The organism is Priestia megaterium, from assembly GCF_046599315.1.
Classification (GTDB): Bacteria; Bacillota; Bacilli; order Bacillales; family Bacillaceae_H; genus Priestia; species Priestia megaterium_F.
In genome coordinates this window covers 1,171,533-1,196,491 of record NZ_JBKIKC010000001.1, presented here as the reverse complement: position 1 = coordinate 1,196,491, position 24,959 = coordinate 1,171,533, and the positions used below count along the sequence as shown (strand labels likewise).

Here is a 24,959-nt window from a genome sequence, read left to right as displayed (position 1 = left end):
ATTAATAAAAAATTTTTTTATGCGTAGAAACGGATATAAGCAGCTATATTATGTAATATATGCAGAGTGTGGCACAAAACTTGCATGTATTCTAGATGACTGCATAAACAGGCAGGTATGCTCTTTGAAATGGGGCAAAAGACAGAATGAAAAAGGAGAGGTCGAACATTCCATGACTCTTGCTACCATCTTATCTCGGGTTGCTAAGCAATCTTCGTTGACTGTTGCTGTTGCTGCGGCCGAAGACTTGGAAACAATTGAGGCAGTGCATGAAGCTGTGTCAAAGGAAGTTTCAAGATTTATTTTGTTTGGCAACGAAACGACAATTAATGAATTATTCAGGCAGTACCGCCCATCCTTACTAACTCACAAGGCTGTGACGGTTGTACATACGGACTCTGTTTTAGAAGCGGCTCAATTAGCTGTGCGTTCAGTTCAGCAAGGTCAAGCGCATATCGTCATGAAAGGAAATTTATCCACATCACTTATTTTAAAAGCTGTGTTAAATAAAGAGCACGGTTTGCGTACAGGAAACGTTTTATCACACGTAGCTGTGTTTGATGTTCCTTACTATGACCGCCCTATTCTTGTAACAGATGCGGCTATGAATATTACGCCGTCTCTTGAAGAGAAAGTTCAAATCATTGAAAATGCGGTGAACGTTGCTCACGCAATTGGGATAGAGGTACCAAAGGTAGCTCCTATTGCAGCGGTTGAAGTTGTGAACCCTTTAATGTCTGCAACAGTAGAGGCTGCACTTCTTACGCAGATGAACCGCAGAGGACAAATCAAGGGCTGCGTTATTGATGGACCATTAGCACTCGATAATGCCATTAATGTAGAGGCAGCCAAGCAAAAAGGTATTCAAAGTGAAGTTGCCGGCCAAGCAGATATATTACTCGTTCCTGCTATTGAAACAGGGAACGTCCTATATAAATCTCTTGTTTATTTTGCTAAAGCAAAAGTTGGAGCTGTTCTAGCGGGGGCTAAAGCTCCAGTCGTCTTAACATCAAGAGCAGATTCAGCAGAAAGTAAATTATACTCACTGGCGCTCGCTATCAGCGTCGCTCAACAGAATTCTTAGGAGGCACTAACAATGAAAATTTTTGACTATATGGAAACATACGATTATGAGCAATTATTATTTTGCCAAGATAAAGATTCAGGCTTAAAAGCCATTATTGCGATTCACGATACAACGATTGGGCCAGCTCTAGGTGGTACGAGAATGTGGACATATGAATCAGAAGAGGCTGCAATTGAAGATGCGCTTCGTCTATCACGCGGAATGACGTATAAAAATGCAGCAGCAGGCTTGAATTTGGGAGGAGGAAAAACGGTTATTATCGGAGATCCTCGCAAAGATAAAAATGAAGCGATGTTCCGTGCATTTGGTCGCTTTATTCAAGGGTTAAATGGTCGATATATTACAGCAGAAGATGTGGGCACAACTGTAGAGGATATGGATATTGTATATGAGGAAACGGATTATGTAACAGGCGTATCTCCTGCTTTTGGTTCATCAGGCAATCCATCACCAGTTACGGCATACGGTGTATACCGAGGAATTAAAGCAGCAGCAAAAGAAGCGTTTGGAACAGATATGCTGGAAGGAAAAGTAGTAGCTGTCCAAGGTGTAGGAAACGTAGCGTATAATTTATGTCGCCACCTTCACGAAGAAGGAGCGAAACTTATTGTAACAGATATTAATAAAGAAGCTGTTCAGCGTGCGGTAGAAGAATTTGGTGCGCAAGCAGTAGACCCGAACGATATTTATGGTGTAGAATGTGATATCTATGCTCCTTGTGCACTCGGAGCAACGATTAACGATGAAACGATCCCTCAAATAAAAGCAAAAGTTATTGCAGGGGCAGCTAATAATCAATTGAAAGAAACGCGTCACGGTGATTTAATTCATGAATTAGGCATCGTATATGCCCCGGACTATGTTATTAACGCAGGAGGCGTTATTAACGTAGCTGATGAGCTAGTTGGGTATAACCGTGAGCGTGCGCTGAAAAAAGTTGAAGGTATTTATGATAATATTGAAAAGGTAGTTGAAATCTCAAAACGAGATGGCATTCCAACCTATCTAGCAGCAGATCGCTTAGCTGAAGAAAGAATTGAAAAGCTGCGTCGTTCACGCAGTCAATTTTTACAAAATGGACAGCATATTTTAAGTAGACGTCATACGCGCTAATGTTTGAGCTGAAGGCTAGGCAAAAGGAATAAATGAGATCCTTTCGACCTAGCCTTCGTTTATGAGAATGAGAAGGTAGGAGGACATGTGTTGGATATGCAGGAATATCGAATGCTGATAATAAATCCGGGTTCAACGTCCACAAAAATTGGTGTATTTCACAACGATAAACCAATTTTTGATCGAACAATCCGCTACGATGCACAGAAAATGAATCAGTTTGACACGATATATGCACAGTATGAGTTCCGTAAAAACTCGATTTTAGAGGCACTTGATGAAGAAGGGATTAATTTATCTAAATTAAGTGCAGTATGTGGAAGAGGGGGCCTTTTACGCCCGATTGAAGGCGGAACATACGAAGTAAATCAAGCGATGCTCAAAGATTTGAAAGACGGTTACGCCGGCCATCATGCTTCAAATTTAGGAGGGATTTTAGCGTTTGAGATTGCGTCTGGATTAAATATTCCGGCGTACATTGTTGATCCGGTTGTGGTAGATGAGCTCAGCGACATCGCCCGAATCTCAGGAACTCCTTTTATGGAAAGAAAAAGTATCTTTCACGCGCTGAATCAAAAATCGGTTGCTCGAAAAGTCGCTAAAGAAATGAATAGCACATATGAACAAATGAACGTTATCGTTACCCATATGGGGGGAGGTATTACCGTTGGAGTTCACAGATGCGGAAAAGTGATTGATGTGAACAATGGTCTGCACGGCGACGGTCCTTTTAGTCCAGAGCGTGCTGGAGGTGTACCGGTTGGTGAATTAGTTCGTCTTTGCTTTTCAGGTCAGTATTACCGTGAGGAAATTATGAAAATGCTTGTGGGAAAAGGTGGGCTTGTTGGGTATTTGGGCACATCTGACGTGCAGAAGGTCGAAGCGTTAGTGAAAAAAGGAAACGAAAAAGCTAAGCTTATCTACGAAGCAATGGCTTATCAAATTTCAAAGGAAATTGGAGCCGCCGGTACGGTTTTACATGGAAAGGTAGATGCCATTATTTTAACGGGAGGCATTGCTTATTCAAAAGAATTTGTTGAGCTGATTATTGATCATGTAAAGTGGATTGCAGATGTCATTGTTTATCCTGGAGAAAATGAGCTTCAAGCGCTAGCTGAAGGGGCTCTCCGAGTGCTTACAGGTGAAGAAGAAGTGAAGGAATATAAAGGCGCTTAATAGCGTTTGAAGAAAGGTGTGAAGCGGTGTGGCAAAAGAATACGATTTGGTCATTCTTGGCGGTGGAACCGGAGGGTACGTAGCAGCTATTCGTGCCTCGCAGTTAGGTCTATCAGTAGCGGTTGTGGAAAAAAATAAGTTAGGAGGCACATGCCTGCACGCGGGATGTATCCCAAGCAAAGCTTTACTAAGAAGTGCAGAAGTCTATCAAACCACTAAAAAAAGCAGTGGGTTTGGCGTAGAAACATCCAATGTGATATTGAATTATGCACGTGTACAAGAACGAAAGTCAGAAATTGTTTCACAGTTACATAATGGTGTCAAACAGTTAATGAAAAAAGGTAAAATTGACGTATATGAAGGAATTGGACGTATTTTAGGGCCTTCTATTTTTTCTCCTATGCCAGGAACTATCTCCGTCGAATTAAAGAGCGGCGAAGAAAACGAAATGCTTATTCCAAAGAATGTAATTGTGGCAACAGGTTCTCGTCCTAGAACATTGCCCGGCTTAACGATTGACGGAGAGAAAGTAATTACTTCAGATGAAGCATTAAAGATGGAAACACTTCCTGCTTCTATTATTATTGTGGGAGGCGGCGTCATTGGAATTGAATGGGCGTCAATGCTTACAGATTTTGATGTGGATGTAACGGTTGTTGAATACAGCGATCGTATCTTACCAACGGAAGATCAAGATATCTCCCGCGAAATGACCAAGCTTTTAAAAGCAAAAGGAGTTACTATTATTACTTCTGCTAAAGTAATGGCTGATACATTATCTATTGATGGGCAGGTGAAAATTTCGGCTCAAGTAGGAGACGGTATACAAGAATATGAAGCGGAAAAGCTGCTTGTATCTGTAGGGCGTCAAGCAAATGTGGAAGGAATCGGTCTTGAGAATACCGATATTGTAGTAGAAAACGGTGTGATTGCCACGAATGATTTTTATCAAACGAAAGAATCTCATATCTACGCAATCGGAGATGTGATTGGTGGACTGCAGCTTGCACATGTAGCTTCTCATGAAGGAATTGTAGCTGTTGAGCATTTACATGGTGAAAAGCCTTTGAAGATTGATTATACAACAATCTCTAAATGCGTATACAGCAGTCCGGAAGCAGCAAGTGTAGGATTAACAGAACAGGAAGCAAAACAGCAAGGATTTCAGCTGAAAGTTGGAAAGTTTCCATTTAAAGCCGTTGGAAAAGCTCTTGTATATGGAGAGGCAGAGGGATTTGTTAAAATTATTGCCAACGCCGCTACAAATGATGTGCTTGGTGTGCATATGATTGGCCCTCACGTGACAGATATGATTTCTGAAGCGGGTCTTGCCAAGGTATTGGATGCTACACCATGGGAAATTGCTCATACCATTCATCCTCACCCTAGCCTTTCAGAAGCGATGGGAGAAGCTTCATTAGCGGTGGATGGAAAAGCGATTCATTTTTGATGATTAAAGGAGGTTTAAACATGACAAAAAACCGTCATGAGTCATTAGGATTAACTGATGAACAAGTACTTGAAATGTATCGCACTATGCTGCTTGCACGAAAAATTGATGAGCGTATGTGGCTATTAAATCGTGCTGGGAAGGTGCCGTTTGTTATTTCATGCCAAGGTCAAGAAGCCGCTCAAGTTGGCGCAGCTTTTGCCTTAAACAGAGAAAATGATTACATATTACCTTATTACCGTGATCTAGGTGTTGTGCTAGCATTTGGAATGACTGCGCGCGATTTAATGCTTTCTGGGTTTGCTAAAGCGGAAGATCCAAACTCAGGAGGTCGTCAAATGCCAGGTCACTTTGGTTATAAAGAAAAGCGAATTGTAACAGGATCTTCCCCAGTTACAACACAGGTGCCTCACGCAGTAGGAATCGCTTTAGCAGGCCGATTAGAGAAAAAAGACTTAGTAACGTTTGTCACGTTTGGAGAAGGATCTTCCAACCAAGGAGATTTCCATGAAGGCGCGAACTTTGCAGGTGTTCATAAGCTTCCTGTTATCTTTATGTGTGAAAATAACAAGTATGCGATCTCTGTTCCGGTTGAAAAGCAGCTAGGCTGCGCAAAGGTATCTGATCGTGCGATTGGGTATGGCATGCCAGGCTACACAATTGATGGAAACGACGTACTCGAAGTATACAGAGTGGTAAAAGAAGCAAGAGATCGTGCATCCAGAGGAGAGGGACCTACTCTTATTGAAACTGTTTCAGAACGTTTGACGGCCCACTCAAGTGACGACGATGATCGTGCATATCGCGGAGCAGAAGAATTGTCTGAAGCTAAAAAGAGTGATCCGCTTGTGTACTTTGCCACTTATTTAAAAGAGGTTAACGTGTTAACCGATGAACGAGAAAAACAAATGCTTGATGATATTATGAGCATCGTTAATGATGCAACAGATTATGCTGAAAACGCTCCTTATGCAGAAGCGGAATCGGCTTTAAAATACGTGTACGGTGAGTAAGGAGGAGAACATATGCCGGTTATTTCATATATTGATGCAGTAACAATGGCCATTCGTGAAGAAATGGAAAGAGATTCCCGCGTGTTTGTACTAGGAGAAGACGTAGGGAAAAAAGGCGGCGTATTTAAAGCAACCAACGGACTGTACGAACAGTTCGGAGAAGAAAGAGTCATTGACACACCTCTTGCAGAGTCTGCCATTGCAGGTGTAGGAATCGGAGCGGCAATGTACGGAATGCGTCCGATTGCTGAAATGCAGTTTGCTGATTTTATTATGCCTGCAGTCAATCAAATTGTGTCAGAAGCAGCAAAAATTCGCTACCGTTCTAATAATGATTGGAATTGTCCAATTACGATTCGTGCTCCTTACGGCGGCGGGGTTCACGGTGCTCTTTATCATTCTCAATCTGTTGAAGCACTATTTGCCAATACGCCAGGATTAAAAATTGTGATGCCTTCTACGCCTTATGACGTAAAAGGATTATTAAAAGCAGCTATTCGTGATGATGATCCAGTCCTTTTCTTTGAGCATAAGCGTGCTTATCGTTTGATTAAAGGAGAAGTGCCTGAAGATGATTATGTACTTCCGATTGGAAAAGCAGATGTAAAGAGAGAAGGAGACGACATCACGGTTATTACATATGGTCTTTGTGTACACTTTGCTCTTCAAGCTGCTGAAAAACTGGAAGCAGACGGTATTTCAGCACACATCTTAGATTTAAGAACGGTCTATCCGCTTGATAAGGAGGCTATTATTGAAGCAGCCTCTAAAACAGGTAAAGTACTGCTTGTAACGGAAGACAACAAAGAAGGCAGTATTATGAGCGAAGTAGCAGCTATTATTGCTGAACATTGCTTATTTGATTTAGATGCGCCGATTCAGCGTCTTGCTGGACCTGATGTTCCAGCTATGCCTTATGCACCAACAATGGAAAAACATTTTATGGTGAATCCAGATAAAGTAGAAAAAGCAATGAGAGAATTAGCTCAATTTTAAAAGGAGTTGTATCAATTGGCTATTGAAAAAATTACGATGCCGCAGCTCGGTGAAAGTGTAACAGAAGGTACGATTAGCAAATGGCTCGTTTCTGTTGGAGATCACGTAAATAAGTATGACCCGTTAGCTGAAGTCATGACGGATAAAGTAAATGCTGAAGTGCCTTCTTCTTTTAGTGGAACAATTAAAGAGTTAATTGCAGGTGAAGACGATACCTTACCCGTGGGAGAAGTGATTTGCTTAATTGAAGTAGAAGGAACTGTACCTCAAAAAGAACAGGAAGCTTCTGATAAGACTGTAGAAGAATCAGCGCCAAAGACAGCGGACAGTCAATCAAATAAAAGCCGATACTCTCCAGCTGTTATGCGCCTGTCACAAGAACATAATATTAATTTAGATACCGTGACAGGAACAGGTGCGGGCGGCCGCATTACGAGAAAAGATATTTTAGCGGTTATCGAAAAAGGTGGAGCTGTTGAAGTAAAAGAAACACCTGCATCAACAGTTCAAACAGAAGCACCTATAGCAGCAGCTGCTCCAAAAACGCAGCAGCCTACGCCGGTTGTTTCTGCAGCAGGAGATCAAGAAATCCCTGTTACAGGCGTGCGCAAAGCTATTGCAGCAAATATGCTCCGCAGCAAGCATGAAATTCCGCATGCATGGACAATGGTTGAAGTCGATGTAACGAACTTAGTTTCTTATCGTGATTCATTAAAGAAAGAGTTCAAACAAAAAGAAGGTTTTAACTTAACGTATTTTGCTTTCTTCGTAAAAGCGGTGGCTCAGGCTTTAAAAGAATTCCCTCAAATGAATTCAATGTGGGCAGGAGACCGTATTGTACAGAAAAAAGATATTAATGTATCCATTGCTGTTGCAACAGACGATGCTTTGTTTGTTCCAGTTATTAAACAAGCTGATGAAAAGACAATCAAAGGCATTGCACGTGAAATTACAGAGCTCGCGCAAAAAGTTCGTACGGGTTCATTGAAGTCTGAAGACATGCAAGGCGGAACGTTTACCGTTAATAACACAGGTTCATTTGGTTCCGTACAATCAATGGGAATCATTAATTACCCGCAAGCGGCTATTTTACAAGTAGAATCTATTGTAAAACGTCCGGTTATTATTGATAACATGATTGCTGTTAGAGATATGGTTAACTTATGTTTATCGCTTGATCACCGCGTGTTAGACGGTTTAGTGTGCGGCAGATTTTTGGCAAGAGTGAAAGATATCTTAGAATCCACGTCTAAAGAGAATACGTCCATATATTAAAAAAAGAGGCTGGGACAAAAGCAGTTTAGCTGAAGGAAGATCCGAACGAGTTAGATTCTTGATAAAGAATCTAACTCGTTCGGATTTTTTCATAGTGATTGTAAACGTAGGTTTCATGCATGTAGTTGTTTCTAGCTGTTGATTGGAGGGCAAGACGAAGACTCCTGCGGGGCAAGCGGAATGGGATACCCCGCAGGAGCGTAAGCGACGATGAGGCTCACCAGCCGCCTGCGGAAAGCGAAGTCTTGCATGGAAATCAACAGCCGTGTAACAAGCGCTCCATACTAGCTCCTTTATCCCATTTGTCCTTCCTTAGATTAGAATGATTTAATTATGTCCCGGCCTCTTTTTATTTTGAAGCAATGATTGAACAATTTGTAAAAGATGTATTAAAATAAAAGAAGAATCATTAAACTTCAAAGTGTAATCATCTAGGTTTAGCAGGCAGCTATTAACTGTAAAGGGGCATGGGAATGAAAACAAATACATTATCATTTCATGAATTTACACGTACACCTAAAGAAGATTGGGCACAGGAAGTTAGCAAAAACGCCGCGCTCCGCCCAAAAGAAACGTTAGAAAACATCTTTTTGAAACCGCTTTATTTTGAAAGTGATACGGCGCATTTAGACTATTTGCAGCAGAATCTGGCGGAAATAGATTGTTTAAGGGGAGCCGGTAAAGAATCATACATATTAGGAGAATGGGAAATCACCCAAAAAATCGACTTACCTTCTATTAAAGAAAGCAATAAACTTCTTTTAAACAGTTTGAGAAATGGACAAAATACGGCTGCTTTTACGTGCAGTGAAGCAATGAGGCAAGGAAAAGATATTCATGAAGCCACTGAAGCTGAAGTAGACTCAGGCGTTTCCATTTCTACTTTAGAGGATGTTGCTCATTTGTTTCAACATGTAGCTCTTGAAGCCGTTCCTTTATTTTTAAATACAGGATGCACATCTGTTCCACTTCTGTCTTTTCTAAAAGCATACTGTGTTGATCATGACTTTGATATGAGACAGTTAACAGGCACGGTTGGAATGGATCCGCTCGGCACACTTGCTGAATACGGAAGAGTTCCACTCTTTACTCGAGATTTATACGATCATTTAGCTTATGCAACGCGTTTGGCTCACAGTAATGCTCCAGAGCTCAAAACGATCATTGTATCAAGCATTCCTTACCATAACAGCGGTGCAAATACCGTTCAAGAACTAGCTTATATGCTTGCCACAGGAGTACAGTATATTGACGAATGCATGAAACGCGGTTTGTCCTTACATCAAGTTTTACCTCACATGACCTTTTCTTTTTCAATTAGCTCACATTTATTTATGGAAATATCAAAACTTCGTGCTTTTCGCATGCTTTGGGCAAATGTGGTTCGTGCTTTTGATGAAACGGTCGTTTCAGTACCGTTTATCCACACGGAAACGTCCCATCTTACACAGTCTAAAGAAGACATGTATACAAATGCATTAAGGAGCACGGTTCAAGCTTTTGCTTCTATTGTAGGAGGAGCGGATAGTCTGCATATTGAACCATATGATTCTGTTACATCCTCATCTTCTCAGTTTGCTCATCGCCTTGCCCGTAATACTCACTTAATTTTGCAGCATGAAACACATATATCAAAAGTAATGGATCCTGCCGGAGGCTCTTGGTACGTTGAAGCTTACACACATGAACTAATGATAAAAGCTTGGGAGTTATTTGGTGATATTGAAGACCGCGGCGGAATGGAAGAAGCTTTAAAACAAGGGCGAGTTCAAGATGAAGTTGAACAAATGAGAGTAAAAAGACAAGAGAATATAGAGTGTCGAATTGAGCGCTTGATCGGAGTCACACACTATGCTCCTAAGCAACAAGCTTCATCGCAAGAGATAAAAAGCACCCCGTTTAAAAAAGAAGAAAGAAAAATGGATAAATACAGTGACCAGCATGCTTCGGAGTCCCCATCAACTCTTTCACTAGACGACTATACAAAGCTGGCTTCTAAAGGGGTGGTAACAGCAGGATGGATGCTAAAGCAAATGTCGAAGCAGTCACGGCCTGAAAAAGTAGTGCCGCTTACTAAGTGGAGAGCAGCAGAGAAGTTTGAACAAATACGGGTGTATACAAAGGGAATGAGCATTGGGATTATGGAGCTCGCCGATTCTAGCAGCCGTAAAAAAGCTGAGATTGCCCGGTCTTTATTTGAAAGCGCAGGGTTTGCGTGTGAAACGATTAAAAACATAGATTCTTATGTCGAGATAGCAGATTGGATGAATGAACAAAAACATGAAGCATATGTAATTTGTGGAAGTGATGAGCTTGTCGAGAAGCTCTTAACAAAGGCGATGACTTATTTTGAGGAAGATTCGGTTTATGTGTATGTAGTGGGTGAAGAACATGTATCACGTAAAACGCAGTGGCAGCAAAAAGGTGTAATGAGCGTCATACACCCTAAGACGAATGTTATTCAATGCGTTAAGAAGTTATTATGTGCTTTGGAGGTAGAGGTTCATGTATAAAAAGCCTTCTTTTTCTAATATTCCATTATCATTTTCAAAGCAGCAAAGAGAAGATGGCGTGGCTCAAAGTTCATTCACTGCTTTTCAAACAAATGAACAAATTGAATTAAAATCAGTGTATTCAAAAGAAGACAGAGATAACCTCGACTTTATTCACTTTGCACCTGGTATCCCTCCGTTTGTAAGAGGGCCGTATGCAACGATGTACGTGAATCGGCCTTGGACAATTAGGCAGTATGCAGGATACTCAACGGCGGAGGAAAGCAATGCCTTTTACCGCCGCAATTTAGCTGCTGGACAGAAAGGGCTGTCCGTTGCATTTGACCTCGCTACCCACCGAGGCTATGACTCTGATCATCCAAGAGTTGTTGGAGACGTAGGGAAAGCAGGCGTGGCGATTGATTCAATGATTGATATGAAGCAGTTGTTTGAAGGGATTCCGCTTGATCAAATGTCTGTGTCGATGACGATGAACGGGGCGGTGCTTCCTGTTTTGGCTTTCTACATCGTAACAGCTGAAGAACAAGGGGTGAAAAAAGAAAAGCTGGCTGGAACAATTCAAAACGATATTTTAAAAGAATATATGGTGCGCAATACGTACATTTATCCTCCTGAGATGTCAATGCGAATCATAGCGGATATCTTTAAATATACAGCAGAATACATGCCGAAATTTAACAGTATCAGCATATCAGGCTATCATATGCAAGAAGCAGGTGCTCCGGCAGACTTAGAGCTTGCTTATACGCTTGCAGACGGACTTGAATATGTGCGAACCGGCTTGAAAGCAGGAATTTCAATTGATGCGTTTGCCCCGAGGGTATCATTTTTCTGGGCAATTGGCATGAACTATTTTATGGAAGTAGCAAAAATGAGAGCAGGGCGGCTGCTGTGGGCAAAACTAATGAAACAGTTTGAGCCGGATAATCCTAAATCTCTAGCTCTTAGAACGCATTCTCAAACGTCCGGATGGAGCCTAACGGAGCAGGACCCATTTAATAATGTCATTAGAACATGTGTCGAAGCTCTGGCTGCAGTATCAGGCCATACGCAGTCGCTTCATACAAACGCGCTCGATGAAGCGATCGCTCTTCCGACTGATTTTTCAGCTAGAATTGCCCGAAATACGCAGCTTTATTTGCAAAACGAAACCGAGATTTGTTCAGTGATTGATCCTTGGGGAGGCTCTTATTATGTGGAATCATTAACCAATGAATTAATGATAAAAGCGTGGAAGCACCTTGAAGAAATAGAGCAGCTGGGCGGAATGACAAAAGCAATAGAAGCAGGTGTACCGAAAATGAAGATAGAAGAAGCCGCTGCGCGCAGACAAGCAAGAATAGACTCGCAAGTAGAAATTATTGTAGGTGTTAATCAGTTCCAGCCGGAACAAGAAGAACCTCTTGATATTCTTGATATTGATAACACAGCAGTTCGAATGAAACAGCTGGAAAAGTTAAAACAAATACGTAGTGAACGTAACGAACAAGCGGTAGTCGAAGCGTTGAAACAGCTGACGAACTGTGCCAAAACAGGCGAAGGAAATCTCCTTGCTTTTGCGGTTGAAGCTGCGAGAGCGAGAGCTACACTAGGCGAAATTTCAGAAGCTATTGAGAAAGTGGCCGGAAGACATCAGGCTACTTCGAAGTCAGTCAGCGGTGTATACAGCGCGGAGTTTGCGCATCGAGATCAAATAGAAGGAGTTCGAAAGCTTACGGCTGAATTTTTAGAGGAAGAAGGAAGACGGCCGAGGATTTTAGTGGCGAAAATGGGGCAAGACGGTCATGACAGAGGGTCGAAAGTAATTGCAACAGCCTTTGCTGACCTGGGATTTGATGTTGATATCGGTCCTTTATTTCAAACGCCTGAAGAAACAGCAAGGCAAGCTGTAGAAAATGACGTACATGTAATTGGCATAAGCTCTTTAGCAGCTGGGCATAAAACGTTGCTGCCCCAGCTTGTTGATGAGTTAAAAAAATTAGAACGCGACGATATTGTTGTCATTGTCGGAGGCGTTATTCCTAAACAAGACTACTCATTTCTTTTAGAGCACGGTGCTTCTGCTATCTTTGGACCTGGAACAGTAATCCCAAAAGCGGCCGTTTCCGTCTTACATGAAATAAAGAAACGGTTAGAAGAATAGTTGGTGAAGGCAATTGGTGAAATTAAAAACGGTAAAAGATTATAAACAAGGGCTGCTTGAAGGAAAAAGAACAGCATTAGCTCAAGCCATTACCTTAATTGAAAGTAAAGCTCCAAAGCATAAAGTAATAGCACAACAGCTGATTAAAGAAATCTATCCTCATACAGGGCGTTCAGTGCGCATTGGTTTTACGGGGGTCCCCGGAGCAGGAAAAAGTACGTTGATTGACAAATTCGGGTCGTATTTATGCAAAAATGGCCATTCTGTTGCGGTTTTGGCAGTCGATCCAAGCAGTACCCTTTCCGGAGGAAGTATTTTAGGAGATAAAACTAGAATGGAGTTGCTTACCAAACAAGAGAACGCTTTTGTCCGACCTTCGCCTTCTCAAGGAACGCTTGGAGGCGTCCACCTTAAAACGAGAGAAGCAATTTTTCTTTGTGAAGCGGCTGGGTATAATATCATATTTGTCGAAACGATGGGTGTTGGCCAAGGTGAAATGATTGTAAAAGAGATGGTAGACTTCTTTGTTCTACTTGCTTTAACTGGAGCGGGAGATGATTTGCAAGGAATTAAAAAAGGGCTGCTTGAATGGGTTAATCTAATTTGTGTAAATAAAGCAGATGGAGAGAACCGTTTGAAAGCAGAAGTTACGGCAAAAGAATACAAAAGCGTAATCGGTTTTCTTCACGGTCATTCAGGAGGATGGAAACCACAGGTAATCACAACTTCTGCTTATGAAGAAGCATCATTTCAACACTTGTGGAAGGTAATTTGTGACTATAGAGAATGGATGAATAAAAATGATCTGTTTTATGCAGTCAGGAAAAAACAAATGAAGGCATGGCTGCAAGCAAGTGTTAATGAATATTTACAAGAATCATTTTATGAACATTCTCTCGTTAAGCAAGCGCTAGTGGATGTTGAAAAACAAATGATGACGGGAGACGTCACAATGGCTGAAGCTCTCGAGCACTTAATTAAAATCTATCAGCAGTCGATGAAGGGAATATAAAAAAGGACCCTGCATTTCATATGGATCCTTCTACACTAGGGAGTTAAGAGTATGGTTTTCTAGGTGTAAAAATAGTATCACCATTTCTTTTCTTGTTTAATCTTGATTACCAAGAAAAAATGAGTCAAAGCAATCGCCTTTTTAGTTTTCGTTTGCTATGATAAAGAATAGATACCAAAAGGGAGGTATGAAAATGAATATCGATTTTAATTTGTTTATGAACGACGTTGTTCGTCAAGCCCGTAAAGAAATTACAGCAGCTGGTTATACAGAATTAACAACGGCTGAAGAGGTAGATGAAACGTTTAAAAAGTCTGGCACAACGCTTGTAATGGTGAATTCAGTTTGCGGTTGTGCAGGGGGGATTGCAAGACCTGCTGCAGCGCACGCTGTACATTATGATAAACGTCCAACAAACTTGGTTACAGTATTTGCAGGGCAAGATAAAGAAGCAACTGCACGTGCACGCGAATACTTTGAAGGTTATCCGCCTTCATCTCCATCTTTCGCATTATTAAAAGATGGAAAAATTATCACAATGGTAGAGCGTCACGAAATTGAAGGCCATGAGCCGATGTCAGTTGTCATGAAGCTGCAGGAAGCATTCGAACAGCATTGTGAAGAAGTGTAATAGAGAAGCCGTTTTGTGCGGCTTCTTTTTTTTGCATTTTTTTACCTATCTATATGCAGGCTTTATGGAGAGTGGAAAATGTTGAGAAAAGGTATTTTCAAATAGTGAAACTTATATTTAAAAAAGATATTGCATATTTATAACGTTGTGTTAAAATACATTTATATGAATATATATTTAAATTTCGACATTTACTTGCAATAGCAAAAAACTTATTTCATAATATTATTAATTTTTAAAAAATAATGTAAGGAATAAACTAGGGGGAACGAAAATGAAATTGAAGAAGTGGTTATCGGTAACGGCAATTGGTCTCTTAACGGCAGGCGTTTTAGCTGCATGTGGAGCGGGAGAAGGAACGTCTAATGGCGGAGCAAGCAGCGACGACAAGGATAAAAAAATATTAGTAATGGGAACATCAGCAGATTACCCACCATTTGAATATATTGATACAGCAAAAGGTGATAGTGAAGCGATTGGATTTGACGTAGATTTAGCAAAAGCAATCGGTAAAAAATTAGGTTATGACGTACAGGTAAAAGATATGGAATTTGGCGGATTAATTCCAGCTTTACAATCTAATAAAGTCGATTTAGTTTTAGCTGGTATGACGCCAACTGAAAAGCGTAAAAAGAACGTGGACTTCTCAGACGTATATTATGAAGCAAAAAATATGATTGTATCGAAGAAAGATGCACCAATTAAAAATGCAGAAGAACTAAAAGGAAAAACAGTCGGTGTACAAACTTCTTCTATTCAAGCAGATGAAGCAAAAGAAATTGAAAAAGAAGTAGACGGAGTAAAAGTAACAACGCGTGACCGTATTCCAGAACTAATTCAAGAAATGAAATCAAATCGTATCGATGCAGCAATCATTGAAGATACAGTAGCTAAAGGGTATGTAGAAAAAGACAAGAACTTGCAAATGTCTGAGACAGGACGCTCAAATTCAAACAAAGGATCAGCAATTGCATTTCCTAAAGACAGCAAGCTAACGGATGACTTTAACCATGAATTAAAGAAAATGAAAGAAAACGGTGAATTAGATAAATTAATCGTTAAGTGGTTTGACGATCAAAAATAAGAATGATAGTTAGAGAGGAATGGAACTAGGCATGAATTTGGATTTTTCGCAAATCGTGCCTTCTATGCCTTATATTTTAAAAGGGATAGGGGTAACGATACAGATAGTCCTAGCTTCAGCAATTTTAGGGTTTGTGCTGGGAGTTATTTTATCTTTATGTAAAATCAGCCGCAATAAACCTCTTCAATGGTTTGCGGATGCATATACTTCCGTATTTCGCGGAACACCGCTTGTACTGCAATTATTATTAATATACTTTGGATTACCTCAGCTGCTCGGGTTTGATATTGCCCCGTTTCCAGCGGCCGTTGCTGCGTTCGGGCTAAACTCCGCAGCATATATATCTGAAATTATTCGTGCTGGTATTTTAGCTGTCGATAAAGGACAGCGTGAAGCAGCATTAGCGTTAGGAATTCCTTATCGCCGCATGATGGGACAAATTATTTTGCCACAGGCACTAAAAAATATTTTACCTGCTTTAATGAATGAGTTCATTACATTAACAAAAGAATCAGCTATTGTCACAGTTATTGGAGCACTAGACATTATGCGCCGTGCTTACATTGTAGGTGGAGAAAAATTTGCCTACCTTGAACCGTTGATTTTTGCAGGATTGATTTATTATGTAATGGTAATGGGCTTAACGCTCCTTGGTAAAGCAGTCGAGAGGAGAATGAGAAAAGGTGATTAACGTTGAAAATTTACACAAATCATTCGGTAAAAATGAAGTTTTAAAAGGTATTTCAACTAAAATTAAGGAAAAAGAAGTCGTTGCTGTTATTGGTCCTTCTGGTTCTGGTAAATCTACTTTTTTACGCTGTATGAACCTGCTTGAAGAACCAACGAGCGGATTAGTTTCCATTAACGGTCAAGTGATTACAGATAAAAAAACAAACATTATGCGCGTGCGCGAGAACGTAGGAATGGTATTTCAGCATTTTCACTTGTTTCCACATATGACCGTGCTTGAAAATTTAACGTATGCTCCGATGACGGTAAAAGGCGTGTCGAGAGAAAAAGCTGTTGCTAAAGGAAAAGAATTACTTCAAAAAGTGGGACTTGCTCAAAAAGCAAACGAGTTTCCAAGCCGCTTATCAGGTGGTCAAAAGCAGCGTGTAGCTATTGCGAGAGCATTGGCAATGGAGCCGGAAGTGATGCTGTTTGATGAGCCAACATCAGCTTTGGATCCAGAGATGGTAAAAGAAGTACTAGACGTAATGAAGTCGTTGACAGAAACAGGAATGACGATGGTCATTGTAACGCATGAAATGGGATTTGCACGAGAAGTAGCGGATCGTGTGCTATTCTTAGACGGCGGTGTACTTGTTGAAGATGCGCCTCCGGCTGAATTTTTCTCAGCGCCTAAAAGCAAGCGTGCTAAAGATTTCTTAGAAAAGATTTTATAATGAAAAAGTGCAGGGAGAGTATGATCTTTTCTGCACTTTTTTTATTGACGTTTATAAGATATAGTCAGATTTAAGGTTGTGTTATTTTTTTATTCGTGTTAATAAGGAATAGAGTATTTTATCACACTAAAAAGAAACTAACATGTAGGAGTCTAGAAAATGAAATTTAAAATTGGGTACCGGACAATTAAAACAGCTGTCGGTACATCACTAGCTATTATTATAGCTCAGTTCTTTCACCTCGAATTTTTTGTGTCAGCTGGAATTATCACTATTTTATGCATTCAAAATTCAAAGAAAAAATCATTGCGAAGTGCAAGCGATCGTTTTATTGCTTGTTCTTTATCCATTTTGTTTTCATTTATATTCTTTGAAGGGATTACTTATCATCCACTTGTGATAGGACTGATGCTGCTTTTATTTATTCCGGTGACGGTTATATTTAAAGTCAACGCAGGGATTGTTACAAGTTCCGTTATTTTGCTTCATATTTACTCCAAAGGCAATATGACATGGGGAATCGTCTTTAATGAACTTGGCTTGATTGTAATTGGAATAGGTGTTGCGCTGCTTGTGAATTTATACATGCCAAGTTTAGATCAAGAGCTTCGTACGTATCAGCGAGAAATTGAAGAAAATTTCCGTTCGATGTTAAAAGAAATTGCCCTGTACCTCAGAACGAATGACAGCAGTTGGGACGGTAAGGAAATTGCGAATACGGTCAAAATTTTAGAGAAAGCAAAAAGCCTTGCGTTTCGCGATGTAGAAAATCATTTTGTGCGTGGGGAAAATTATTATTACCGCTATTTTAAAATTCGTGAAAAACAGCTTGAAATTATTGAACGTACGCTTCCTCTCATTACCGCTATTGATTTGGTGGTGGAACAGCGCTACATGATTGCGGATTTCATTGAAGAGTTAAGTCTATCTATCCACCCGGGTAATACGGCTAAGTTATTTTTAGCCAAACTTCAGCATTTACGAGAAGCATTTGCAGAGATGCCGCTTCCGAATACGCGGGAAGAGTTTGAAGCGCGTGCCGATTTATTACACGTAGTCAAAGAAATTGAACAGTATTTAGTTATTAAACAAACCTTAAAAATAAGTTAAACAGCATGCATGTTGTTCATCTTGCTTACGAACACTAAAAGAGCAAAGAGAAACATCTTTTTTCTTTTACTTAGGACTAACGTAAGGTGGTGGATTACGTGCACGTGTTTGCTTTTATCCTTTTATTACTATCTCCGGTTTGGCCATTAGGAGAAAATCCGTTGCCAAATGATCCTTATATTATTATCAACAAACAAAGCAATGAGCTTGCTTATATTCAAAATAAAGAAATTAAACAAATTATCAAAGTAGCAACAGGAAAAACAGTTAATCTGACGCCAGAAGGAGAGTTTACGGTAACAGTAAAAGCTGTTAATCCTTATTATCGAAAAAGTAACATTGAAGGAGGCGCTCCTCAAAATCCCCTAGGTGTAAGGTGGATTGGGTTTGATGCAAGAGAGACTGACGGACGTATTTATGGCATTCACGGCACAAATCAGCCGGATTCTATCGGTAAATATGTATCGAATGGCTGTATTCGTGTAGAAAATCGTGAAGTAAGCCATTTATATGATCAAGTGCCATTAGGAACAAAAGTATGGATTGTATCTACAGATCAATCTTTCGAAGAGTTAGCTGCTCAAAAAGGCATTCTGAATATACAGCAAAAGACTGGTGACTAGTCACCAGTCTTTTTTTATTATCACACCGTACAATGAAACAGCAATGCATCTATGTTTTTTAGTCATCAGTCCCGATTAAAACCACATGGCAAGTCCCGCTAAAAGCGTAGATATTAACATGACAAGAAGCATTAAAAACACAATGGTCTTTTGGATTTTCTTATTCGACATACAACCAATATCCTCCTACACGTTTTTTTCTTATTTTACATGTCATTTGCTGCTTAGACAAGCAACTTTCTGCAGGTAAGCGAGCAGGAGATTTCTTTTGCTTTCAAGAATATGTGTAAATGAAAACGCTTTTTTAAGAGGTGAGAAAATGATAAAAGGAATTGATCACATAGGAATAGCCGTAAAATCAATTGAAGACATCCTGCCTTTTTATGAAAAGGTATTAGGGCTGTCTCTATTAAAGGTGGAAGAGGTAGAAGAACAAGGAGTAAAGGTTGCTTTTATTCAGTGCGGCAACATAAAAATTGAATTATTAGAGCCGCTTTTTGAGGATAGTGCAGTCGGTACGTTTATCCAAAAGAGGGGTGAGGGTCTTCACCATGTTGCTTTAGGCGTGCGAACGATTGAAGAGAGAATTACAGAGTTAAAGGAAAAGGGTGTACAAATGATCGACGATGTTCCGCGAAAAGGCGCAGGAGGAGCTTCTATTGCGTTTTTGCATCCAAAGTCAGCAAACGGTGTTCTTTATGAGCTCTGTGAAAAAACACTAGAGGAGGAGAAGAAACATGGTTGACATTTATGATAAATTAAATGAACTGTACGATAAACGACGGGAAATCGAGTTAGGCGGAGGAGACGAAAAAATTGAAAAACAGCACCATAAAGGGAAACTAACGGCACGTGAACGAATTGAAATTCTTTTAGACGAACATACATTTGTCGAGTTAAATCCATTCATTGAACATCGGTGTGCTGATTTTAGTATGAATAGTCAAGTAGGTCCAGGGGACGGGGTAGTAACAGGTTACGGCAAGGTAAACGGTCGCTCAGTCTACTTGTTTTCACAAGATTTTACAGTATTCGGAGGCGCTTTAGGTGAAATGCATGCTAAAAAAATAGCGCACGTAATGGATTTAGCGGCTAAAACAGGCGTGCCGTTTATTGGGTTAAATGATTCAGGCGGAGCTCGTATTCAAGAAGGCGTCATGTCTCTTGATGGATACGGTCATATTTTTTATCGAAATGCCATTTATTCTGGTGTTATGCCTCAAATATCTGTTATCATGGGTCCTTGTGCAGGCGGAGCCGTGTACTCACCAGCGATTACGGACTTTGTTTTTATGGTAGAGGAAACAAGTCAAATGTTCATTACTGGACCAAAAGTAATTGAAACCGTAACGGGAGAAAGCATTTCCTCTGAAAATCTTGGAGGAGCAGCTGTTCATAACGAAATTAGCGGCAATGCCCATTTTAGGGGTTCAACAGAACAAGAGGTGCTAGAACAAGTACGAACGCTCTTAAGCTATCTTCCGCAGTCTAGCCAAGAGCAGCCTCCTATAGCCTCAAAGGCAGAGTGCGATCATTATCGTCCGGACTTATTAGATGTTGTCCCGTTTGACGCCGTGCGTCCTTACGATGTGCGTCAAGTCATTCACCAAGTAGTGGACGAGCACTCGTTTTTTGAAGTGCAAAAAGACTTCGCTAGAAATATTGTCATTGGTTTTGCCCGCATAGATGGAAAAGTTGTCGGACTTGTGTGTAACCAGCCTAAAGTAATGGCAGGCAGTTTAGATATTAACTCCTCAGATAAAGCAGCAAGGTTTATTCGATTTTGCGATTCATTTAATATCCCACTTATTACATTTGAAGATGTTACAGGTTTTTTCCCAGGTATCAAGCAGGAACATGGCGGAATTATACGTCATGGTGCTAAAATTTTATATGCATACTCCGAAGCTACCGTTCCGAAAATCACGGTAATCTTGCGAAAGGCTTACGGAGGTGCATACGTAGCTTTAAATAGTAAATCAATTGGAGCCGACCTTGTGTATTCATGGCCGAATGCAGAAATTGCTGTTATGGGTCCTCAAGGTGCTGCAAATATTATCTTTGCAAACGACATTCGAGGTAGCGAAAACCCAGATGAAACAAGACACGAAAAAATTGAACAGTATCGCGAAAAATTTGCTAATCCTTACGTAGCGGCAAGTGCTGGAATGGTGGATGATGTTATTGATCCTCGGGAAACACGAATAAAATTAATACAAGCGCTTGAAATGTTGCACAATAAAAAGGAAGAGCGTCCAGCAAAGAAACATGGTAACATACCATTGTAGGTTATTTTTGGAGGGATTACATATTATGATTAATGAACAACGAATAGTTGATTTATTTATTGAATTAGTACAAGTAGATTCAGAAACAAAACATGAAGAAAAGATTGCTGTTGTACTAAAAGAAAAATTTACTGCATTAGGTGTCGAAGTAGTAGAAGATGATGCTAAAGAAAAAACAGGCCACGGAGCCAACAACTTAATCTGCACACTGCCAGCTACAAAAGAAGGAGTAGATACAATTTACTTTACTTCTCATATGGATACAGTCGTACCCGGAAACGGTATTAAACCATCTATCGAAGATGGCTATATTAAAAGTGACGGCACAACGATTCTTGGTGCGGATGATAAAGCAGGATTAGCAGCAATGCTAGAAGCAATCACGGTACTAAAAGAAGAAAAAATTGCGCACGGAAAAATTGAATTTATTATTACAGTAGGAGAAGAATCCGGCTTAGTGGGTGCTAAAGCCCTTGATTCTAATCTTGTAACGGCAAAATTCGGCTATGCTTTAGATAGTGATGGTAAAGTTGGAGACATTATTGTTGCTGCTCCGACACAGGCAAAAGTAAATGCAACGATTTATGGAAAAACAGCTCATGCAGGTGTAGCTCCTGAACGAGGCGTTTCTGCTATTACGATTGCCTCAAGAGCCATTTCTAAAATGCCGCTTGGACGTATTGATGAAGAGACTACAGCGAATATCGGTCGTTTTGAAGGCGGAACGCAAACGAATATCGTGTGTGACCGCGTTGATATTTTAGCAGAAGCTCGTTCATTAATTCCAGAAAAAATGGAAGCACAAGTAGCGAAAATGAAAGAAGCATTTGAAACAGCGGCACAAGAAATGGGCGGACGTGCAGAAGTTGATATTAAAGTAATGTATCCAGGCTTTAAATTTGGCGATGGAGATCATGTTGTCGAAGTTGCTAAAAAAGCGGTAGCTAATATTAATCGTCCTTCACGCTTGCTTCAAAGCGGAGGCGGAAGCGATGCAAACGTAATTGCAGGCTTTGATATCCCAACAGTCAATTTAGCAGTTGGTTATGAAGACATTCATACAACAAATGAAAAGATTCCCGTAGAAGAACTAGTAAAGACATCTGAACTAGTAGTGTCGATTATTAAAGAAGTAGCAAAATAATAGTTGAAGCCTTGCTTTTATATAAAAGCAAGGCTTTTTACATAGTGAATAGTAAATAGTCTAAATCTTTTAACACAATGTATAATGAAGAAAAGATGGTCGTTTTGTACAATAAAGGTAGTAATACATTTTACCAAAGTAGAAGTTGAAAATAACGTATATAAAAAATATGTAAGCGCTTTCAGTTTGGGTTTTGTCAACAAGTATCCTTGGGAGGTTGATGCAATGCGATCACCGGAAAGTTTGCAGTCTATCATTCAAAACTTTAATGAAGTAGAAAAAGGGTTGTCCAATAGAGAAGCAATCGAAGAATCTAATCGATGTTTGTACTGTTATGATGCACCCTGTATTCAGGCATGCCCTACAGGAATTGACATCCCGACGTTTATTAAAAAAATTGCATCGGGCAATTTAAAAGGGTCTGCCGAAACGATTATGTCTTCTAATCCCGTAGGAGCAAGCTGTTCGAGAGTCTGTCCAACCGATGAACTGTGTGAGGGAGCGTGCGTGCTTAACCATTCAACAAAACCAATTATGATTGGAGATTTGCAGCGCTATGCAACGGATTGGGCTATTCAAAATGAACAGGTGCTATTTGAGAAAGGAAAAGAAAACGGCAAAAAAGTAGCGGTTGTGGGCGGAGGTCCGGCTGGTCTTTCTGCAGCAAGAGAACTGGCGCGATTTGGATACGATGTAACCATTTTTGAAGCAGAAAAACAAGCAGGAGGGTTAAATACATATGGAATCGTGTCGTTTCGTCTTCCTCAAGCGATTTCATTCTGGGAAGTTGAACAAGTAAAAAGCTTAGATGTGAAAATTAAAACGAATGTAAGAATCGGAGAAGATATTCTTCCAAGCGAATTACTGCAGTCATATGATGCGGTTGTATTAGCTATTGGTATGAGTAAGGTGCCTTCTCTACATGTTGAAGGTGAAGAGCTAGACGGTGTATATGATGCGATTGATTTCGTGAAAAAAACGAAGTCAGAAGCGTTATCAACAGAATTTGTGGGTAAACGTGTTGCGGTCATTGGTGCAGGAAATACTGCGATTGATGGTGCTACGTGTTCAGTGCGCTTGGGGGCTGAAAATGTTCAAATTTTATATCGTCGTACACGAGAAGAAATGACGGCTTATGATTTTGAATTTGAATTTGCGAAACAAGATGGTGTTGAATTTCGTTGGTTAACGGCTCCTATACGAATTATTGGAGATGAAAATGGTAAGGTGAGCGGGATTGAATGCGTAAAAATGACGTTAACAGATCCAGATGCAGATGGTCGCAGAAAGCCTGTTCCTGTTGAAGGTTCAACGTTTACGATCCCAGTTGATGCTGTCGTAAAAGCAATTGGTCAAGAACGATACCTATCCTTGATTCAACAATTCCAGCTGCACCATGAAGACGGAGTTGTCTTAATTAATCAAGAGACGTTCCAAACATCAAATCCAAAAGTATTTGCTTGCGGAGACGTCATTTTTGGTAAAGGGCAAGGAGAAGCAATGGTGGTGACAGCTGCTCAGCAAGGAAAACAAACAGCGTTAAATATTCATATGCAGCTAACAAAAGAAACAATGGAAACAGCTTAAATCAGGAGGAGGAGAAATCTATGGCAGATTTAACAACAAATTTAGCAGGTATTCAATCACCAAATCCGTTTTGGCTGGCATCCGCACCGCCAACCAATTCAGGTTATCAAGTGCAGCGTGCATTTGAAGCAGGATGGGGAGGCGCAGTTTGGAAAACGCTTGGTGATCCAATTTTAAATGTTTCCTCTCGATTTGCTGCCGTTGGCTTCAACGGTCAGCGCGTAGCCGGCTTTAATAATATTGAGTTAATCACCGATCGTCCGCTTGAAGTCAATTTGAAGGAAATCTATGAAACAAAAAAGAAGTTTCCTAATCACGCAATTATTGCCTCTCTTATGGTAGAACCTCAGCAAGAAAAATGGCATGAGATTGTCAAAAAAGTAGAAGACGTAGGAGTAGATGGATTAGAGCTGAACTTTGGCTGTCCGCATGGAATGGCAGAACGAGGAATGGGTGCTGCCTCTGGGCAAGTTCCTGATTTAGTTGAAAAACAAACGTATTGGGCTAAAGAAGTTGCCCAGACGCCGGTCATTGTTAAATTAACGCCAAATATCACAGATATCACCGTTACAGCAGAAGCAGCGGTTCGAGGCGGTGCTGACGCTGTTAGTATGATTAACACCATTAATAGTTTAGCAGGAGTAGACATTCATTCATGGAATACGATTCCACACGTAGCAGGAAAAGGCGCCCACGGAGGTTATTGCGGCCCTGCTGTTAAGCCGATTGCCTTAAACATGGTTGCTGAATGTGCAAGAAGCCCGTTCATTAATGTTCCAATATCAGGTATGGGAGGCGTTTCGAACTGGCAAGAAGCCGTTGAATTTATGCTCATGGGTGCTACAGGTGTGCAAGTATGTACAGCTGCTATGCATCACGGATTCCGCATTGTAGAGGATATGATTCAAGGTCTTAACTATTATTTGGATGAAAGAGGAATCGAAAAAGTAAGTGATATTGTAGGAAAAGCTGTTTCAAAGTATTCTGACTGGGGCAACTTGGATCTCAATTATAAAGTAGTGGCTCGCATTGACCCGGATACGTGTATTAACTGCAATAAGTGCCATATTTCTTGTGAAGATACTTCTCACCAATGTATTGATATGCTGAAAGATCCTTCAGGAAAACCTTATTTAAAAGTACGAGAAGAAGATTGTGTAGGCTGTAATCTATGTTCGATTGTATGTCCTGTGGACGGGGCGATATCTATGGTTGAATTACCAAATGAACAGCCTCCAATGACGTGGAATGAACGCCAAGCTGCTTTACAAGCGACGGCTGCGCAGCGATTAGACGTATAAATACAAA

At 40.4% G+C, this 24,959-nt stretch carries 22 protein-coding genes and 1 pseudogene; 22 read left to right on the top strand and 1 reads right to left on the bottom strand.

The window, feature by feature from the left end:
• Positions 1 to 124 precede the first annotated feature (124 nt).
• From yqiS to ACLHDF_RS06440, 17 genes and pseudogenes are all read left to right on the top strand, one after another.
• Positions 125 to 1,084 carry a phosphate butyryltransferase gene (yqiS, locus tag ACLHDF_RS06520; protein WP_413918105.1) on the top strand — a complete coding sequence of 320 codons (960 nt, stop codon included), beginning with the start codon at positions 125 to 127 and terminating at the stop codon, positions 1,082 to 1,084.
• Between the two features lie 12 nt (positions 1,085 to 1,096).
• The gene (gene bcd, locus ACLHDF_RS06515) at positions 1,097 to 2,200 is read left to right on the top strand and encodes a branched-chain amino acid dehydrogenase (RefSeq protein WP_013059125.1); all 1,104 of its coding nucleotides are present in this window, start codon (positions 1,097 to 1,099) and stop codon (positions 2,198 to 2,200) included.
• A 96-nt stretch (positions 2,201 to 2,296) separates the two neighbouring features.
• Complete coding sequence (gene buk, locus ACLHDF_RS06510; protein WP_413918276.1) at positions 2,297 to 3,376, top strand: butyrate kinase; 1,080 nt, start codon at positions 2,297 to 2,299, stop codon at positions 3,374 to 3,376.
• A gap of 28 nt (positions 3,377 to 3,404) precedes the next feature.
• The gene (gene lpdA, locus ACLHDF_RS06505) at positions 3,405 to 4,826 is read left to right on the top strand and encodes a dihydrolipoyl dehydrogenase (protein WP_413918104.1); all 1,422 of its coding nucleotides are present in this window, start codon (positions 3,405 to 3,407) and stop codon (positions 4,824 to 4,826) included.
• A 20-nt stretch (positions 4,827 to 4,846) separates the two neighbouring features.
• Entirely contained in the window at positions 4,847 to 5,839 is a 993-nt protein-coding gene (locus ACLHDF_RS06500; RefSeq protein ID WP_413918103.1) for a thiamine pyrophosphate-dependent dehydrogenase E1 component subunit alpha, read from the top strand.
• A 12-nt stretch (positions 5,840 to 5,851) separates the two neighbouring features.
• Positions 5,852 to 6,835, top strand: coding sequence for an alpha-ketoacid dehydrogenase subunit beta (locus ACLHDF_RS06495; RefSeq protein ID WP_413918102.1), 984 nt, complete (start codon positions 5,852 to 5,854; stop codon positions 6,833 to 6,835).
• 15 nt (positions 6,836 to 6,850) lie between these two features.
• A pseudogene (locus ACLHDF_RS06490) lies at positions 6,851 to 7,286 on the top strand (biotin/lipoyl-containing protein); the annotation flags it as partial.
• Entirely contained in the window at positions 7,265 to 8,110 is an 846-nt protein-coding gene (locus tag ACLHDF_RS06485; RefSeq protein ID WP_413918275.1) for a dihydrolipoamide acetyltransferase family protein, read from the top strand. The pseudogene ACLHDF_RS06490 and the gene ACLHDF_RS06485, both read left to right, overlap by 22 nt.
• A gap of 473 nt (positions 8,111 to 8,583) precedes the next feature.
• Entirely contained in the window at positions 8,584 to 10,623 is a 2,040-nt protein-coding gene (locus ACLHDF_RS06480) for an acyl-CoA mutase large subunit family protein (protein WP_413918101.1), read from the top strand.
• Positions 10,616 to 12,766 (top strand): methylmalonyl-CoA mutase, encoded by a 2,151-nt coding sequence (gene scpA / locus ACLHDF_RS06475; RefSeq protein ID WP_413918100.1) that lies wholly within the window; start codon positions 10,616 to 10,618, stop codon positions 12,764 to 12,766. The genes ACLHDF_RS06480 and scpA overlap by 8 nt, the downstream gene beginning before the upstream one ends.
• A gap of 16 nt (positions 12,767 to 12,782) precedes the next feature.
• Positions 12,783 to 13,778, top strand: coding sequence for a methylmalonyl Co-A mutase-associated GTPase MeaB (gene meaB / locus ACLHDF_RS06470; protein ID WP_413918099.1), 996 nt, complete (start codon positions 12,783 to 12,785; stop codon positions 13,776 to 13,778).
• Between the two features lie 193 nt (positions 13,779 to 13,971).
• Positions 13,972 to 14,409, top strand: a complete 438-nt coding sequence (locus ACLHDF_RS06465; RefSeq protein ID WP_413918098.1) for a BrxA/BrxB family bacilliredoxin — start codon at positions 13,972 to 13,974, stop codon at positions 14,407 to 14,409.
• Positions 14,410 to 14,689: 280 nt separating this feature from the next.
• Positions 14,690 to 15,493 carry a transporter substrate-binding domain-containing protein gene (locus ACLHDF_RS06460; protein WP_413918274.1) on the top strand — a complete coding sequence of 268 codons (804 nt, stop codon included), beginning with the start codon at positions 14,690 to 14,692 and terminating at the stop codon, positions 15,491 to 15,493.
• 31 nt (positions 15,494 to 15,524) lie between these two features.
• Positions 15,525 to 16,184 (top strand): amino acid ABC transporter permease, encoded by a 660-nt coding sequence (locus tag ACLHDF_RS06455; RefSeq protein WP_013059114.1) that lies wholly within the window; start codon positions 15,525 to 15,527, stop codon positions 16,182 to 16,184.
• Complete coding sequence (locus tag ACLHDF_RS06450; RefSeq protein WP_413918097.1) at positions 16,177 to 16,899, top strand: amino acid ABC transporter ATP-binding protein; 723 nt, start codon at positions 16,177 to 16,179, stop codon at positions 16,897 to 16,899. The genes ACLHDF_RS06455 and ACLHDF_RS06450 overlap by 8 nt, the downstream gene beginning before the upstream one ends.
• A 159-nt stretch (positions 16,900 to 17,058) precedes the next feature.
• Positions 17,059 to 18,009, top strand: coding sequence for an aromatic acid exporter family protein (locus ACLHDF_RS06445; RefSeq protein WP_413918096.1), 951 nt, complete (start codon positions 17,059 to 17,061; stop codon positions 18,007 to 18,009).
• Between the two features lie 98 nt (positions 18,010 to 18,107).
• Positions 18,108 to 18,632 (top strand): L,D-transpeptidase, encoded by a 525-nt coding sequence (locus tag ACLHDF_RS06440; RefSeq protein ID WP_413918095.1) that lies wholly within the window; start codon positions 18,108 to 18,110, stop codon positions 18,630 to 18,632.
• A 75-nt stretch (positions 18,633 to 18,707) separates the two neighbouring features.
• Here the strand turns inward: ACLHDF_RS06440 and prli42 are convergent, their stop codons facing one another.
• Complete coding sequence (gene prli42, locus ACLHDF_RS06435; RefSeq protein ID WP_149917156.1) at positions 18,708 to 18,803, bottom strand: stressosome-associated protein Prli42; 96 nt, start codon at positions 18,801 to 18,803, stop codon at positions 18,708 to 18,710.
• Positions 18,804 to 18,951: 148 nt separating this feature from the next.
• Here prli42 and mce point away from each other — a divergent pair, with 148 nt between their 5' ends.
• The 5 genes from mce (at position 18,952) to preA (ending at position 24,952) form a co-directional block, all read left to right on the top strand.
• On the top strand, positions 18,952 to 19,377 hold the full coding sequence (gene mce, locus ACLHDF_RS06430; RefSeq protein WP_413918094.1) for a methylmalonyl-CoA epimerase: 426 nt from the start codon (positions 18,952 to 18,954) through the stop codon (positions 19,375 to 19,377).
• Positions 19,370 to 20,920 (top strand): acyl-CoA carboxylase subunit beta, encoded by a 1,551-nt coding sequence (locus ACLHDF_RS06425; RefSeq protein ID WP_413918093.1) that lies wholly within the window; start codon positions 19,370 to 19,372, stop codon positions 20,918 to 20,920. The genes mce and ACLHDF_RS06425 overlap by 8 nt, the downstream gene beginning before the upstream one ends.
• Positions 20,921 to 20,945: 25 nt before the next feature.
• Positions 20,946 to 22,064, top strand: coding sequence for a tripeptidase T (locus ACLHDF_RS06420; RefSeq protein ID WP_413918092.1), 1,119 nt, complete (start codon positions 20,946 to 20,948; stop codon positions 22,062 to 22,064).
• A 225-nt stretch (positions 22,065 to 22,289) separates the two neighbouring features.
• Positions 22,290 to 23,651, top strand: a complete 1,362-nt coding sequence (locus ACLHDF_RS06415; RefSeq protein ID WP_413918091.1) for an NAD(P)-dependent oxidoreductase — start codon at positions 22,290 to 22,292, stop codon at positions 23,649 to 23,651.
• A gap of 20 nt (positions 23,652 to 23,671) precedes the next feature.
• On the top strand, positions 23,672 to 24,952 hold the full coding sequence (gene preA / locus ACLHDF_RS06410; RefSeq protein ID WP_028411570.1) for an NAD-dependent dihydropyrimidine dehydrogenase subunit PreA: 1,281 nt from the start codon (positions 23,672 to 23,674) through the stop codon (positions 24,950 to 24,952).
• Positions 24,953 to 24,959: the final 7 nt, after the last annotated feature.